The sequence below is a fragment of the Erythrobacter sp. YT30 genome (genome assembly GCF_001542875.1).
Lineage (GTDB): Bacteria > Pseudomonadota > Alphaproteobacteria > Sphingomonadales > Sphingomonadaceae > Erythrobacter.
In genome coordinates, this window is sequence record NZ_LMAF01000002.1 from 922416 (window position 1) to 936291 (window position 13876).

Here is a 13876-nt window from a genome sequence, read left to right on the forward strand (position 1 = left end):
AAGCGGCAAGTCAGCCCATGGCCTCGGAAACCGCCTCAGCATGGTGCTTGGCGTTCTCTGCATAATGCGCGGTACCGATTTTCATGCCTGCAATCGCAGCATCGCTTAAGTCTTTGAGCTTTTTGGCAGGACGGCCCGCCCACAGTTCGCGCTCACCCATCACCTTGCGCTCTGTAAGCATGGCGCCGGCGGCCAGCATCGCGTCGGAACCGATCACCGACTTGTTCATCGCTATCGCACCAAGGCCGACAAAGCCTCGATCATGGATCGTGCAGCCATGAACCATCGCCATATGTCCGATGAGCACGTCGTCCCCGATAATCAGCGGGCAACCATCAGGATCGTTGGGGCGTGGGGGATCGCAGTGAAGGACGCTGCCATCTTGCACGTTGGTCCGCTCTCCAATGCGGATTTTGAAGACATCGGCGCGCACCACGCAATTATACCAGATCGAGCTGCCAGCCCCGATCTCGACATCACCAATGATCGAACAGCCCGGCGCGATAAAAGCGGTGTCGTCAATCTTGGGCGACTTGCCGTGGATCGGGATGATATGCACGCCGGGAAAACGTGGATCGCTGGTCATTTGTGTTGCTCCCACTGACTTGGGGTTAGCGAATATTGGATCGTCGGATTGTCTTCTGGATCAAAAGCAGGATCGGTAAAATCGAGATCAGGCCGCCTTTCCATGCCAAGCTTTTCCATCAGCTTCCAGCTGCCGACATTGCGCTCGCTGGTCAATGCGACAAGATACGGGGCGCCAATCTCGTCAATCGCCCAGTCAATAACGCTGCGCATAGCCTCTTCGGCGAAGCCCTGACGCCATTTGGTCTCTCGCACCAGCCAGCCGATTTCGTGATCGCCCTGATTGCTGGCGTTGGGATTGTCGACGCGTTTCACACCGCAATTGGCGACAAGTTCGCCGGTGCTGCGCTCCCAGCCAAGCATGAACCCAAAGCCATCGGCCTCCCACGCTTGCCGCGTTTTCTCATGCTTTTCGGCCAGTTCTTCGCGGGTCTTCACCCCGCCAAGCCGCTCCATGGTGGCAGGCGTGTTGAGACCTTCGAAATGCGCATCGAGATCACCTTCGCCGATTTTGCAAAGATCGAGCCGCCTGGTCTGGAGGATGATCTCACGCATTGGCCTGTCGCCATTGATCGCGGGTGATCGAATAGACGATGACGGATTCGGGCCCGAAGGTGTTGCTTTCAAAGTCCAGGTCTTCGCGGCGCTCCATGCCGAGCCGTTTCATCAAGCCCCAGCTCGGTGTGTTCTCCTGCACGGTCAGCGCAATAATGTGCGGCGCACCGAACTGTTCGAAGCCAAGCTTGAGCGTCGCGGTGGCCGCTTCCTTGGCATAGCCTTTGCCCCACGCTTCTTCGCGAAGGCGCCAACCCGCTTCGACATCGCCGGTTGGTCCATTCTCCTCGTTGCAGCGCTTAAGTCCGCAAAAGCCGAGGAGCTCGCCAGACAGGTGACCGCCATCCGGCTTTCGCTCAACCACCCAAAACGTGAAACCATGATCGCGGCGGTAGCCTTCAAGTCTCTCGCGCGCTGCGTCCATTTCTGCCTGATCTGCGAGGCCGCCCAGATGTTGCATTACCGCAGGCGTATTGCAGTGCCGCCAGAAGACCGGCCAATCCTCTTCGTGCCAGTCGCGCAGGACGAGCCGCTCCGTTTCGTGAATAAAGTCAGCCATTCAACAGACGGGCGGCAACTGGCGCGTGATAGGTAAGAATGCCGCTTGCGCCGGCACGCTTGAACGCCAGCAGTTTCTCCATCAGCAACGCGTCCCTATCGCCCGCGCCAACCGATTGCGCTGCTTCGATCATCGCGTATTCGCCGCTGACTTGATATGCGAAAACAGGAACGCCGAACTCCTGGCGAACGCGACAAATAATGTCGAGATAGGCAAGGCCGGGTTTGACCATAACGCTATCGGCACCCTCGGCAATGTCGAGCTCAACTTCACGCAAAGCCTCATCGCTGTTGGCCGGGTCCATCTGATAACTCTTCTTGTCGCCTTTAAGGAGACCGCCCGACCCAACCGCATCGCGGAAAGGCCCGTAAAACGCGCTCGCATATTTTGCGGCATAGCTCATGATTTGGACATTGGGATGTCCGTTCATTTCCAAGGCCATGCGGATCGCGTGAATGCGGCCATCCATCATGTCCGAAGGGGCGATAATATCAGCGCCTGCCTTTGCTTGATTGAGCGCCTGATCAACCAGCACCGCCACAGTCTCATCGTTTAAAACATAGCCCGTATCGTCCAATAGGCCATCCTGCCCATGGGCGGTGTACGGATCGAGTGCGACATCGGTGAGCACTCCGATCCGATCGCCGCAAGCTTCTTTGATGGCGCGGATCGCTCGGCACATCAGATTGTCGGGATTGAGAGCTTCGGCACCATCATCGCTGCGCCGATCTGGCTGGGTGTTGGGGAAGAGAGCAACAACCGGAACGCCCAGATCAACCGCTTCCTTTGCCCGCGCAACGATCCCATCGACCGACCAGCGGGAGACTCCGGGCAGGGACGCAATGGGCTCTTCAACTCCATCACCCTCGGTAACGAAAAGCGGCCAGATCAGATCGGCAGGCGTCAATTGCGTTTCGCGGTGGAGCGCACGGCTCCACCCAGTGGCGCGCGCACGGCGCATGCGAGTGTTGGGATAACGTCCTGTCATGCGGCGACGTCTAACCGAATTGACAGGTTATGCGCAATCGAAGTCGGTATTTGGCAAAGTCGCCGCTCGGTTCAATCCACGCGCTTTGTGGAGTTGATCTTTTCAATCTCGCGCGCTGGCTCTTCGACTTGCTCAACCTTCGGTGTGAGATCTTCCAGCGCAGCGCCGGGCTCAACCAGTTTCAGTGTGGTCAATTGTTCTTTGAACTTGAGCAATTCCACCCCTGAAAGCGCGGCGCGTGTTACATATCGAACGCTCGCCGGGTTCACAGCACGGCCATTCCGGTACATCTCAAAGTGCAAGTGGGGGCCGGTGGAAAGTCCGGTCGAACCGACATATCCGATGACTTGTCCGCGCCGAACCTGCTCCCCGCGGCGCACAGCCATCCGGCTCATATGGCACGAACGCGTCTCCAAGCCGCCTCCATGGTTCACCCGAACCGCAATACCGCAGCCACCCATCCGGCCAGCGCCAACGACACGGCCATCGCTTACAGCGACAATAGGTGTTCCGCTGCGCGCTCGGTAATCTTGCCCGGCATGCATTCGGCGGTAACCAAGGATCGGGTGGCGGCGCATGCCGTAGCGGGATGAGATTGGCCCGTTCACTGGTTGAATCAATCCGCGGCGCTGTTCTCCCACACCAGATGCTTCAAAGAATTGCCCCTTCTCGCCCCAGCGCATCAATTGCGTGCGCGGTTTTCCATCCCTGTCGACGCCAGCATAGAGCAATTTACCCGCTTGGCGTTCGCCCGTCTCCGCGCGGCGATAAGAAAGTATAATGTCAAAGGTATCGCTTTCGCGGACCTCGCGATCAAGGTCGATTTGATTGTCGAGCGTGCGCAGATATTCCTGGACCACGCTTGCTGGCACACCGGCCGCTCGCATCGAACGGTATAGGCTAGAGCCAACTTCGCCGCGCACCCTGAGCGGAGTATCATCGACACGGATGAAATTGCGAACGAGTGAGAGACTTCCACCCTGCCCGGTCTCGGGATCGGCTCCGTTTCGAGCAACTTTAAGCTCAAGATCAAAACGAGCGCGGAATTTGAGAACATCGAGCGGCCGGGCAGCACCGGGTGCAGGACGGCGCCCAAGGATTAAGTCCATCTGCGTGCCCGGTTCGATTTCGGAAAGGGACATCGCCCCGCCGACAAGCGCACTCACATCGCCAATGTCGGATGCTGATACACCCGCGCGGCGCAACATGCGCGAAAAGCTATCGTCTTCGGCCAAGGTCGCCATCAATTCAATCTGTGGACGTTCAGGAGCGCTTTTCAGTGGTTTCACAAAAGCAGTGGGACCCATTCGCCGGCCGCTATCTCCGCCGAGGGCAAGCGGCATGATCATCTGACTTCGCAGCTCGCCATGGACATCGGGTGTGTCGGGCATCGCTGCGCTCGCGCTCGCCGTCGACATGTCGGGCCATAGCGCAAGAGCGAGCGCCCCAAGGCCAAGCATTGTCAGCATTCCGCGGAACCAATGGAGAGAGCCGATATTTTCAGCAAGGTCGGGCGCTAGATCAATATGTGCTAGGCGATCGCTCAAAGCGCTGCGATACCTATCAAAGCGTCCCGCAAAACCGGATCGCTTGGGCTCTCGCGTAATACGAAATACCCTATGCCCAGCACGCGAAAATGGCCCTTCGTCGGAGGGAAAATCCGAGCTTGAAGCAGTTTCTCCATATGCTGACATACAGTCATCAATGGCGCGTGCGTGATCCAATGCGAGCTTTCCCCAGCCTTCTTTTGCGCTCCTGCTTCAAGTGCCGGAGCATGGTTCAATCACTGAACGTCCCGAATTCTGTGCCTGAACTAGGTAAATGTGAACTTAACGGACAGCCTGTGCGGCAATGCGAAGCGATAAGGTGTTTCCCTTATAAGATGCAATCAAGAGAAATTGAGATCTCACCAAGTTCCTCGGCTCGGTTTTCGTCTGGATTCGAGTGTGTTGAGGGCAAACCGCTTCGCCCGCCTTGCCCTGTCGATCCTCACCTGACAGTAAGGTTACCGGTTTTATATGATTGCAGTGCCCTCCCCCAACAACCCTTCTGCCGATCACAAAGTGCGCGCCGTTCTTGGACCAACCAATACGGGCAAGACGCATCTCGCAATTGAACGAATGTGCGCACATTCTTCGGGAATGATGGGCTTCCCGCTGCGTCTGCTCGCGCGCGAGGTTTATGATCGGGTGCGAGCGATCAAGGGCGACAAGGCGGTTGCACTTATCACGGGCGAGCAACGCATAGAACCGCCAGATGCGCGATATTTTTGCTGCACCATGGAAGCAATGGATCGCCTGGGCGGGGGGCATGCATTCGTCGGCATCGATGAGGCGCAAATCGGAGCGGACCCGGAACGCGGTCATATCTTTACCGACAGGTTTTTGAATGCACGTGGCCGTGAAGAGACGATGATTTTGGGTTCGGCAACGCTCGAGCCGATGGTCAAGTCGCTAATCCCAGATGCGACATGCGAGGAGCGCCCGCGATTTTCCACGCTGAGCCATGTGGCACCCGCGAAACTCTCCCGCCTTGCGCCGCGCAGTGCCGTGGTCGCCTTCTCGGTCGAGCAGGTTTACGCCATGGCCGAGGCTTTGCGTCGGTTTCGCGGCGGCGCCGCAGTTGTGATGGGGGCTCTTTCACCAGAAACGCGAAACAAGCAGGTAGAATTGTTTCAAAATGGTGAAGTGGACTACATCGTCGCAACCGATGCGATTGGCATGGGTCTTAATCTCGACCTGCATCATGTGGCCTTCGCAGCGCTCAGCAAATTCGATGGTAAGCGCAAGCGCAGGCTGACGCCTGCTGAAATGGCCCAAATTGCCGGACGCGCCGGACGTCACCAACGCGATGGCAGCTTTGGGACACTTGCCGGAGGAGGCGATCGCTCCGGCGCACCGCTCGAATTCACGGACGAAGAAGTCTATGCCATCGAAGAACACCAATTCCAGCCCATTACCAAACTGTTTTGGCGCGAGGCGGAGCCGCGCTTTGACACGCTTTCCGTGCTGATCGGTGATCTGGAGCGGCGACCACAGGAACAGGCACTGCGAGCGGCCCCGGAAGCGATCGATCTCGCTGTGCTCAAAAGGCTTGCGGGCGAGCCGATTGCTCAAACTATCAAAGGCTCGGGCCTTGTGCGGCGATTTTGGGGGGCGTGCTCGCTCCCCGATTTCCGACAGCTGGGCGTGGATCCACACGCCCGGTTCGTTGCTCGGCTATGGCAGGATTTGGCGCAGGGCTATCTCGGGGCGGATTTCGTCGCAGCGAGAATTGCAGAGCTTGACCAGACATCGGGCGACATTGATACGCTGCAAGGCCGGATCGCAGCGATCCGATCATGGGCCTATATTTGCCAGCGACCCGATTGGGTTCTGGCTCGCGATGAAATGGCAGCCCGCGCTCGAGCCGTTGAAGCCAAATTGTCAGATGCGCTTCACGCGAGGCTGACTGAGAGATTTGTGAATCGAAGGACGACAATACTGATGAAATCCCTGGGTCAGGATGCAAGTGCATTGCCCGTCACACTTGAAGCTGATGGCCGCATGACCGTCGAAGGCGAGAGCATCGGCAAGCTTGATGGATTCCGCTTTTCTGTCGATCCTGATGCGACCCTGGCCGATCGTAAGATGCTGCTCGCCGCAGGCGAAAAAGCGCTTCCTGGCATATTGGCAAAGCGAGCAGAGTGGTTGCTCACCGATGGTCTTGCTGAGCTCACGCTCAAAAATGGCTCGATTGAATGGCAGGGCCGAACTCTGGCTGACATTGCTTTTGGCGATGACTTTGCAGCCCCTCGCATTGCCCTGTCGCGCGAGATTGCGATGCTGCCCGATGGACCACGGACAGCGCTTGAAAATGGGTTGAGCGAATGGGTAGCGGCACAGCTCGGACCGTTGGAACCTTTGAAAAAGCTCGCCGAGGCAGCTCGCGATCCTGACGCGGGAAGCGAAGCGCGCGCGCTCCTGATTACGCTCGTTGACGCTCGCGGAGTTGTCAGCCGGGAGAAGGCCGGTCTTCAGCATTTACCGAAGGAGACGCGACCTTTCTTGAGAAGGCTTGGCGTGACTTTCGGCGCGCTGGATATCTTTGCGCGCGACCTTCTGAAACCGGGGCCGCGCCAGTTGCTTCACAAACTCGGTCTCGACAAACGTCCCCTACAAAAATCGATGTTGCCGGTTTTGGCGGAGAGCAAAAGTTTGCCAGCAGGATATCGACCGGCCGGCGGACAAGCGATCAGAGTTGATCTGGCCGAGAAGATCCTGCGCGCGGCTTTCGAAGAGCGCGGCAAAGCAATAGACGGTCAGCCGGATGGCAGAAAGGAGAAGTCCCCGCGCTTTCGGCTTGATCTTGCTCTGCCCGTTTCAATCGGACTGGAAGAGGAGAACGCCCGCCGATTGCTGGGAAGCGCGGGCTTCAGACTACACCGTGCAAGGACCTTGGCAGAAGGCGCGCATGGCCCCCTCGCACCCGACTTTTGGACATGGCGGCCCCGCCGTGCTGGCGATAATCGACGAAGGCAGCGAAGCGCGCAAAAAGCCAAAGGAAAAGGACGGCCAAGTCAAAAGCCAAAAACAAATGCACCAAGCAAGCCAGGCCACAATGGTGGTCGCAAGCAGTCTCAGCGGCCAGCCACGCGCAAACCCGACACCGGTCCGGCGAGGGCAAGCGGCGCATTCGACGGATTGGCCGATCTCTTGCGCAAATGAGCGAGCCTGAATGAAAGAGAGGGCTCCTGATGAAGCCCCTCAATCCATGCGGATTGATCGTGCGCTCGTCTATCTTCGATTTGCCCGGACCCGATCGATCGCGCAGGCCATGATCACGCGTCGCACTTTACGCAGGAATAGAAAACATGTGCAGCGCCCAAGTGAGATGATCGCTATTGGCGATGTCCTCACCTTGATGATCGGCGGCGAAGTTAGGATAATTGAAATCCTTGCTCTGCCACAGCGCCGCACATCAGCCACACTTGCCAAGTGTCATTATCGCGAGCTTGACCGCGGCGAAAGTGACCGTAAAGCGCGTAGCACGCACACAGCTTAAGTATGAAAGCCAAGCAATGACTTATGTCGTCACCGATGACTGTATCAAATGCAAATACACCGATTGCGTGGAAGTCTGCCCAGTGGACTGTTTCTACGAAGGCGAGAATATGCTGGTCATCAATCCCAGCGAATGCATCGATTGCGGCGTGTGCGAACCTGAATGCCCAGCCGAAGCGATTCTGCCCGATACCGAAGACGGTCTCGAAAAGTGGCTTGAACTGAACACCAAGTTTTCGGCCGAATGGCCCAATATTACGAGCCAGAAAGAGCCGCCAGCGGACGCCGATGATCACAAGGGTGAAAAGGGCAAATTCGAAAAGTATTTCAGCGCGGAACCTGGCGAAGGCGACTAATTGCGAGGCGCAAAATTGCGCGTGCAGTCCCTGAATCACTCCCACATTAATGCTGGTTGCAACAGCGACTCGCAATTTTGTTGCGATTGTGTTATGTAAAGGTCCAACCGCTAGTTTCGGGTCTCGATAGCGGCAGGAAAACCAGAAAGGCCGGCACCCTTACGATATCTCCAAAAGACGGTTTTGAACCGGGTGGTGTTTTCTCCCATTGAAAGCAACCGCACCGGATAACCCTCTCTTTCGGCGAAATTCGGGTGAGGCTCAACGAAAGGAACACGCATGGCTAGCAATGAGCCTGCTTTCACCGTTGGTGACTATGTTGTTTACCCAAAGCACGGCGTTGGCCGTGTAATCGAACTTCAGAATGAAGAAATCGCCGGCATGCAGCTTGAGCTGTATGTCTTGCGCTTTGAAAAAGAGCGCATGACGCTGCGTGTACCGATGAATAAAATTGAATCGATCGGGATGCGCAAGCTGTCTTCGGACAAGACTTTGAAAGAGGCAATGGAAACGCTCAAGGGCAAGCCCAAGGTAAAGCGCACCATGTGGTCTCGCCGTGCGCAGGAATACGAAGCGAAAATCAACTCCGGTGATCTCGTATCGATCGCCGAGGTGACACGCGATCTTTTCCGCCCGGATGATCAGCCCGAACAAAGCTATTCGGAACGGCAAATTTTCGAGGCTGCATCAAGCCGTCTGGCACGCGAGCTTGCTGCCATGGAAGAGACTGATGAACCTGCAGCGCTTGAAAAAATCCTCGAAGTGCTGCGCGAACACGCTCCACAATACTACGAGAATACCGAAGACAGCTGATCTGAAGCTACTCTTCGAAACATCAGCAAGGGCTGTCCCGAAATGGGCGGCCCTTTTTGCGTCAATTGCTTGAACTCGCTGACGCGGTGTATTATATCACCAATACGGTTTGTGTTCAGGTGGAGGAAATTGATGGTCGACCGGATTTTGAAGCGCGCTTTACCCATTGCTGCATTGGGTTTGGGGGCACTGCTGTCAGGATGCAGCGGCAATGCCAACGTTACCATTAATGGCCAGGATGGCGTGCCCCTTTCCGAACTCGATATGGGCGGTTCTGCTCCTGACGAACTGGTTGTGTCTGGTGGAGACAAAGTGATCGTCACTGAAGGAGACGCACTCGATATCACCGTTGAAGGCGACGAAGATTCTGTGGCGGCCCTCCGGTTTGTACGCGATGGCGATATGATTGGCGTTACGCGCGAGGATGGTTGGAACTCAAAAGGTGCGGCAACTGTGCGCATCACCATGGCGACACCGCGCGAGCTGGTAATCGGCGGCAGCGGCGAGATAGAAACGCCGGCAGTGGCCAAAGATGCAGAGGCGACCATTGGCGGTTCAGGGAAAATCCAGATCGGCGAACTCGATGCTGATAGCTTGGAAGTTGCAATGGGCGGGAACGGTGAGATAACCGCTTCTGGCAAGGTCAAGAAGCTCGAAATCTCAATCGGTGGCTCAGGAACCGTGAACTTTGATGAGGTCATGGCTGATGATGTCGAGATATCCATTGGCGGTTCGGGAGATGTAGCCCTGCAGTCGAACGGAACAGTAGAAGCCAGCATAGGTGGATCAGGCGATATAAACGTCACTGGGAGTGCGAAATGCAGCCTCAGCAGCTTTGGTTCTGGGACGCTCAATTGCAGGCCTGCCGAAACCGCTAGCCCTGCAGAAGACACCAGCGAAGCGACCGAAGAATAGGGCGGGCTGAACTGCTCGGATTAATCCCGGCTTGCATTGCGAGGCTGCGCACGCGACAAGCTGCTGATGCGCGCGCTTCCCCTCGTTAGCCTTATCTGTGGCTCTCTCATCCTGTCTGGCTGTTTGGTTCGCACAGCCGCGAATGTGGCAACTGCCCCTGTACGGGTGGCCAGCAAGGCAGTCGATGTCGCCACAACCAGCCAATCAGAAGCAGACGAGAAGCGCGGGCGCGAAATCCGCAAGCGCGAGGAAAAGCTCGGCAAACTGGAGCGCGAATACCGCAAGCAGAGCGAGAAATGCGAGGACGGCGACCGCAGCGCCTGCGAAGAGGCGCGAGAGACTTACGCGGAGATCGAGGAACTGCTTCCAACGATCCCGGCGGAACCCGAAGAAGACTAATCTAAGGGGGCTGCCGCGCGCCGCAGCCGGTCGTTGATCGCGCGGCCAATCCCCTCATTTGGAATAGGCGCGACCGCGATGCGCGCATGATCGGAGATCGCGGCTTGATGGAGTGCGTCATAAAGGCGTGACGCCGCCTCGGCTACGTGGGCATCCGGTGACAAGTCGAAGTCTGAGCCGCCGCCGCCAAAGCCGATAAAGAATTCACCCGGAAATGCTTCGCGGGCGTTAAGCCGCAAAGGCTTGCCGGGCGAGTAGTGACTGACCAGCTGCCCTGGAGCCTCGATCACTGAACCCTCCGCTACAGTGGCTTGATCATCCAAACCGACATCGAAGTAGTGCCGATGCAATGCATCAAGATCGACAGGCCCAGCCCGCAGTTCTTCCCAGCTACCGTTCTCTCTGATTGCAAGAATGCTCGATTCCACCCCCTGATCGCTGGCGCCTCCATCAAGAACGAGATCAATCCGTCCATCAAGCGATGCCATCACATGCTGCGCGCTCGTCGGGCTGATAAAGCCGCTGCGATTGGCGGAAGGGGCAGCGAGTGGAAACTCGATGCGATTCAGCAGTGCCCGCATCACCGGATGTGCGGGCGCACGAAGAGCAACGGTATCAAGTCCTGCTGTGACCGCGGGTGCGAGGGCCGCATCATTTCTCTTTGGCAAAACCAGCGTCAAAGGGCCTGGCCAATAATTCGTGACCGCTAAATCAGCGTGATCGCTCCACCGGGCATACCTCGCTGCCTGTTCGGTATCGCGCACGTGGACGATCAGCGGATTGAAATCTGGTCGTCCTTTCGCAGCGAAAATCTTCGCAACCGCCTCGGGAGAATCGGCCCTTGCAGCCAGGCCATAGACTGTTTCCGTCGGAACGGCGACTAGACCGCCAGCCTCAAGGATTCGCGTCGCTCGCGCGATCCCTTCTTCGTCTGCTAAGACCACTTCCGTAGCGTTCTTGTCGCTCATGCTTTGATCGCTATATTCCAAGGCAGACAATGCCAAGATGCGGCGCGAATTGCGCGACCCTTTGCCACACAATTTGAGGGATCTCTTTTACCGTGAACACTTATACGCCCCCGACACAAGACCAACTCCTAGCCATTCGCGTCAATGCGGGGATCGAAGAGCTTGCTCAGTCTGAGAAGTTTGCTCACGCCGAAGCCGATCTGGTCGAAGCCATTGTTGAAGGCGTCGGTGCATTTGCAGCCGGTGAATTTGCTCCGCTAAACCGAGTGGGTGATCTTGAGGGCGCTCGCCTCGAAAACGGCGTTGTGCGGCTGCCCGATGGATTCAAAGAAGCTTACGATTCCTATGTCGAACAGGGCTGGAACGCGATCGCGTCGCCAGAGGATTTTGGCGGACAGGGGTTGCCATTTACACTTTCATGCAATGTGCTTGAGAACCTGGGCGCTGCCAACATGGCATTCAATTTGCTCCCCATGCTTTCCGTCGGAGCGATTGATGCGCTCGAAAATCACGGAAGCAAGGATCAACAGGCGAAGTACCTTCCTGAGCTGGTTAGCGGCAAATGGTCTGGCACCATGAACCTGACAGAGCCTGCCGCGGGATCAGATGTGGGCGCGTTGCGCTCCACGGCCGAACCAATTGAGACCGGCGAACATGTGGGCAAATACAGGATCACGGGTCAAAAGATCTACATCACCTGGGGTGAGCATGAGCTGGCGGACAATATCATCCACCTCGTATTGGCTCGCCTACCCGGCGCGCCCGAAGGGTCGCGCGGTATCTCGCTCTTTCTCGTGCCAAAATACCACGTCAATGACGACGGGTCGCTCGGCAATCGCAATGATCTGCGCTGCGTGAGCCTCGAACACAAGCTCGGTATCAACGCTTCACCCACCTGCGTTATGAGCTATGGCGACAACGGTGAATGCATTGGTGAGCTAGTAGGTCATGAAAACAAAGGCCTCGCAGCTATGTTCACGATGATGAACAATGCGCGGATTAATGTCGGCAACCAGGGCAATCAGATCGCCGAACGTGCAACGCAGCAGGCAATTGCTTACGCAATGGACCGCGTGCAGTCCGCGCGTGCGGGATCGCCTGACAATTCGCCGATTGCGATCATCGATCATCCTGATGTGCGCCGCATGATCCTGCGGATGAAAGCTCTCACCGAAGGCGTACGCGCTCTTCTTTATTATTGCGCCGGCCAAGTGGATCGTGGCACCATTGGCGATCAAGCAGCGCAGATGCGCGCGGATATTCTCGTCCCACTGGTCAAAGCGTGGGGCACCGACGCGGGCGTCGAGGTGGCTGGGATCGGAATTCAGATCCATGGCGGAATGGGCTTTGTCGAAGAAACCGGTGCTGCGCAGCACTGGCGCGATTCGCGGATTGCGCCAATTTACGAGGGCACCAATGGTATTCAGGCTGCCGATCTTGTGACGCGCAAGCTGGGTCTCGACGGTGGTGAAGCGATGGTCTCGCTCTTTGAAGACATCGCGCGTGACGCAGGCGATGCAGAACCTGCGTTGTTCACTCTCGCGGGTGAATGCGCCGGGATCGCGCGTTGGATGCGCGATGAGGCGAGTCTTGATGATCGTCTTTCAGGCAGCGTTCCCTTCTGCACCATGGCAGCGATTGCTGTTGCGGGTTGGCAGCTGATGAAGCAGGCTGAGGCAGTAGCGAATGGCGCTGCGCCATCGCTTTCCGAAAGCAAGCCAGTCACGGTCCGCTTCTTCCTTGATCGGATTGTGCCTGAAGCGCTGGGCCTTAAGGCGGGTGCAGTCGGTGGATCTGATCTGCTGTATGCCCTCCCTGCCGAAAAGCTCGCTGGTTAGGTCTACACCGGCGTTCCGATGAGCAATCCGGACGAACCTGTTTGGGAACGGATAGCAGGTGCGCTTTACCAAATTGCTGGCACTGGAGATCCGGAGAACGACTGGCTGAGCGCGCCAGCGTATCTGTGGGATGGCGAAAAGGGGCGTTCAGTTCATGAATTGAATGCCCTTCCCCTCAATCGGCTGCATGGGATTGGCGCTCAAAAAGTTGCGCTGCGCGACAATTGCCTGGCGATGGCTAAGGGCGCTGCGGCGCATGACATGATGCTGTGGGGCGCGCGGGGCATGGGAAAATCAGCGCTAGTTCGCTCGGTTGTATCCGATGTCCAGTGCGAATATCCCGAAGCGATCTCGCTCATTCAGGTAACAAATGGCGCGATTGAGGCTCTTCCAGACCTTATCCTCGATCTGGCCGATCAACCTCGGGCGTTTATCCTGTTTTGCGATGATCTGACCTTCGATGAGCGCGATACCCGGGCAAATCTTGCATTACGAAGCTTGCTGGACGGCGGTGTCATTCCCCGTCCCGCGCATATCCGCTTTGCGGTGACATCCAACCGTCGCGCATTGATGAAGCAGTCAGAAAGTGATGAGCCAATATCTCTGCACGCACGGGACGAGCGCGACAACTTCCTCGCCCTAGTCGATCGGTTCGGCCTCAATCTTGGTTTTCATCCATGCGATCAAGAAACCTATTTGGAGATCGTCGAAAGCTACCTGAAACCTCTAAATCTGGAATACGATCGCGCGAAAGCGCTCGCCTGGGCCATTGCCCGCGGCAATCGATCCGGGCGAACCGCCTACCAATTCGCGGTTGAGATCGCGAGCCGGGCGGGAGTGGCTCTCGATCTCTGACTG

14 protein-coding genes are annotated in these 13876 nt (G+C 57.2%); 8 read left to right on the forward strand and 6 right to left on the reverse strand.

Annotated elements, in window-relative coordinates; genetic code table 11:
* Positions 1-10 precede the first annotated feature (10 nt).
* The 5 genes from AUC45_RS09010 to AUC45_RS09030 all read right to left on the reverse strand — a co-directional run bounded on the left by AUC45_RS09010 (position 11) and on the right by AUC45_RS09030 (position 4381).
* Complete coding sequence (locus tag AUC45_RS09010) at positions 11-586, reverse strand: gamma carbonic anhydrase family protein (protein WP_067601314.1); 576 nt, start codon at positions 584-586, stop codon at positions 11-13.
* A complete protein-coding gene (locus tag AUC45_RS09015) occupies positions 583-1140 on the reverse strand; it encodes a GNAT family N-acetyltransferase (RefSeq protein WP_067601317.1) in 558 nt (185 codons plus the stop codon). The genes AUC45_RS09010 and AUC45_RS09015 overlap by 4 nt, the downstream gene beginning before the upstream one ends.
* Positions 1133-1699, reverse strand: a complete 567-nt coding sequence (locus AUC45_RS09020; protein WP_067601320.1) for a GNAT family N-acetyltransferase — start codon at positions 1697-1699, stop codon at positions 1133-1135. The genes AUC45_RS09015 and AUC45_RS09020 overlap by 8 nt, the downstream gene beginning before the upstream one ends.
* Entirely contained in the window at positions 1692-2687 is a 996-nt protein-coding gene (hemB, locus tag AUC45_RS09025; protein ID WP_067601323.1) for a porphobilinogen synthase, read from the reverse strand. Before hemB ends, AUC45_RS09020 begins: the two co-directional genes overlap by 8 nt.
* 71 nt (positions 2688-2758) lie before the next feature.
* Positions 2759-4381, reverse strand: coding sequence for a M23 family metallopeptidase (locus AUC45_RS09030; protein ID WP_082701063.1), 1623 nt, complete (start codon positions 4379-4381; stop codon positions 2759-2761).
* Between the two features lie 324 nt (positions 4382-4705).
* Here AUC45_RS09030 and AUC45_RS09035 point away from each other — a divergent pair, with 324 nt between their 5' ends.
* From AUC45_RS09035 to AUC45_RS09060, 6 genes are all read left to right on the forward strand, one after another.
* Positions 4706-7393, forward strand: a complete 2688-nt coding sequence (locus tag AUC45_RS09035) for a helicase-related protein (protein WP_067601329.1) — start codon at positions 4706-4708, stop codon at positions 7391-7393.
* A gap of 10 nt (positions 7394-7403) precedes the next feature.
* Positions 7404-7730: a S4 domain-containing protein gene (locus AUC45_RS09040; RefSeq protein WP_233998634.1), complete on the forward strand. Its 327-nt coding sequence runs from the start codon at positions 7404-7406 to the stop codon at positions 7728-7730.
* 16 nt (positions 7731-7746) lie between these two features.
* The gene (gene fdxA / locus AUC45_RS09045) at positions 7747-8085 is read left to right on the forward strand and encodes a ferredoxin FdxA (RefSeq protein ID WP_067601331.1); all 339 of its coding nucleotides are present in this window, start codon (positions 7747-7749) and stop codon (positions 8083-8085) included.
* 279 nt (positions 8086-8364) lie between these two features.
* Positions 8365-8898 carry a CarD family transcriptional regulator gene (locus tag AUC45_RS09050; RefSeq protein WP_067601339.1) on the forward strand — a complete coding sequence of 178 codons (534 nt, stop codon included), beginning with the start codon at positions 8365-8367 and terminating at the stop codon, positions 8896-8898.
* A 132-nt stretch (positions 8899-9030) separates the two neighbouring features.
* Positions 9031-9813: a head GIN domain-containing protein gene (locus tag AUC45_RS09055; protein ID WP_067601348.1), complete on the forward strand. Its 783-nt coding sequence runs from the start codon at positions 9031-9033 to the stop codon at positions 9811-9813.
* Positions 9814-9879: 66 nt separating this feature from the next.
* Entirely contained in the window at positions 9880-10212 is a 333-nt protein-coding gene (locus AUC45_RS09060; protein WP_067601350.1) for a hypothetical protein, read from the forward strand.
* Here AUC45_RS09060 and AUC45_RS09065 read toward each other — a convergent pair.
* Positions 10209-11180, reverse strand: coding sequence for an L-threonylcarbamoyladenylate synthase (locus AUC45_RS09065; RefSeq protein WP_067603717.1), 972 nt, complete (start codon positions 11178-11180; stop codon positions 10209-10211). The two genes, AUC45_RS09060 and AUC45_RS09065, sit on opposite strands and share 4 nt — an antisense overlap.
* 92 nt (positions 11181-11272) lie before the next feature.
* Between AUC45_RS09065 and AUC45_RS09070 the strand changes: the two genes are divergently transcribed.
* A complete protein-coding gene (locus AUC45_RS09070; RefSeq protein WP_067601353.1) occupies positions 11273-13018 on the forward strand; it encodes an acyl-CoA dehydrogenase in 1746 nt (581 codons plus the stop codon).
* Positions 13019-13036: 18 nt separating this feature from the next.
* Positions 13037-13873 (forward strand): DUF815 domain-containing protein, encoded by an 837-nt coding sequence (locus AUC45_RS09075; protein WP_067601354.1) that lies wholly within the window; start codon positions 13037-13039, stop codon positions 13871-13873.
* Positions 13874-13876 lie beyond the last annotated feature (3 nt).

Coding starts and splice junctions, on each gene's coding strand:
- AUC45_RS09010 (WP_067601314.1), bottom strand. CDS start 586: ATGACCAGCGATCCACGTTTTCCCGGCGTGCATATCATCCCGATCCAC.
- AUC45_RS09015 (WP_067601317.1), bottom strand. CDS start 1,140: ATGCGTGAGATCATCCTCCAGACCAGGCGGCTCGATCTTTGCAAAATC.
- AUC45_RS09020 (WP_067601320.1), bottom strand. CDS start 1,699: ATGGCTGACTTTATTCACGAAACGGAGCGGCTCGTCCTGCGCGACTGG.
- hemB (WP_067601323.1), bottom strand. CDS start 2,687: ATGACAGGACGTTATCCCAACACTCGCATGCGCCGTGCGCGCGCCACT.
- AUC45_RS09030 (WP_082701063.1), bottom strand. CDS start 4,381: ATGTCAGCATATGGAGAAACTGCTTCAAGCTCGGATTTTCCCTCCGAC.
- AUC45_RS09035 (WP_067601329.1), top strand. CDS start 4,706: ATGATTGCAGTGCCCTCCCCCAACAACCCTTCTGCCGATCACAAAGTG.
- AUC45_RS09040 (WP_233998634.1), top strand. CDS start 7,404: ATGAAAGAGAGGGCTCCTGATGAAGCCCCTCAATCCATGCGGATTGAT.
- fdxA (WP_067601331.1), top strand. CDS start 7,747: ATGACTTATGTCGTCACCGATGACTGTATCAAATGCAAATACACCGAT.
- AUC45_RS09050 (WP_067601339.1), top strand. CDS start 8,365: ATGGCTAGCAATGAGCCTGCTTTCACCGTTGGTGACTATGTTGTTTAC.
- AUC45_RS09055 (WP_067601348.1), top strand. CDS start 9,031: ATGGTCGACCGGATTTTGAAGCGCGCTTTACCCATTGCTGCATTGGGT.
- AUC45_RS09060 (WP_067601350.1), top strand. CDS start 9,880: ATGCGCGCGCTTCCCCTCGTTAGCCTTATCTGTGGCTCTCTCATCCTG.
- AUC45_RS09065 (WP_067603717.1), bottom strand. CDS start 11,180: ATGAGCGACAAGAACGCTACGGAAGTGGTCTTAGCAGACGAAGAAGGG.
- AUC45_RS09075 (WP_067601354.1), top strand. CDS start 13,037: ATGAGCAATCCGGACGAACCTGTTTGGGAACGGATAGCAGGTGCGCTT.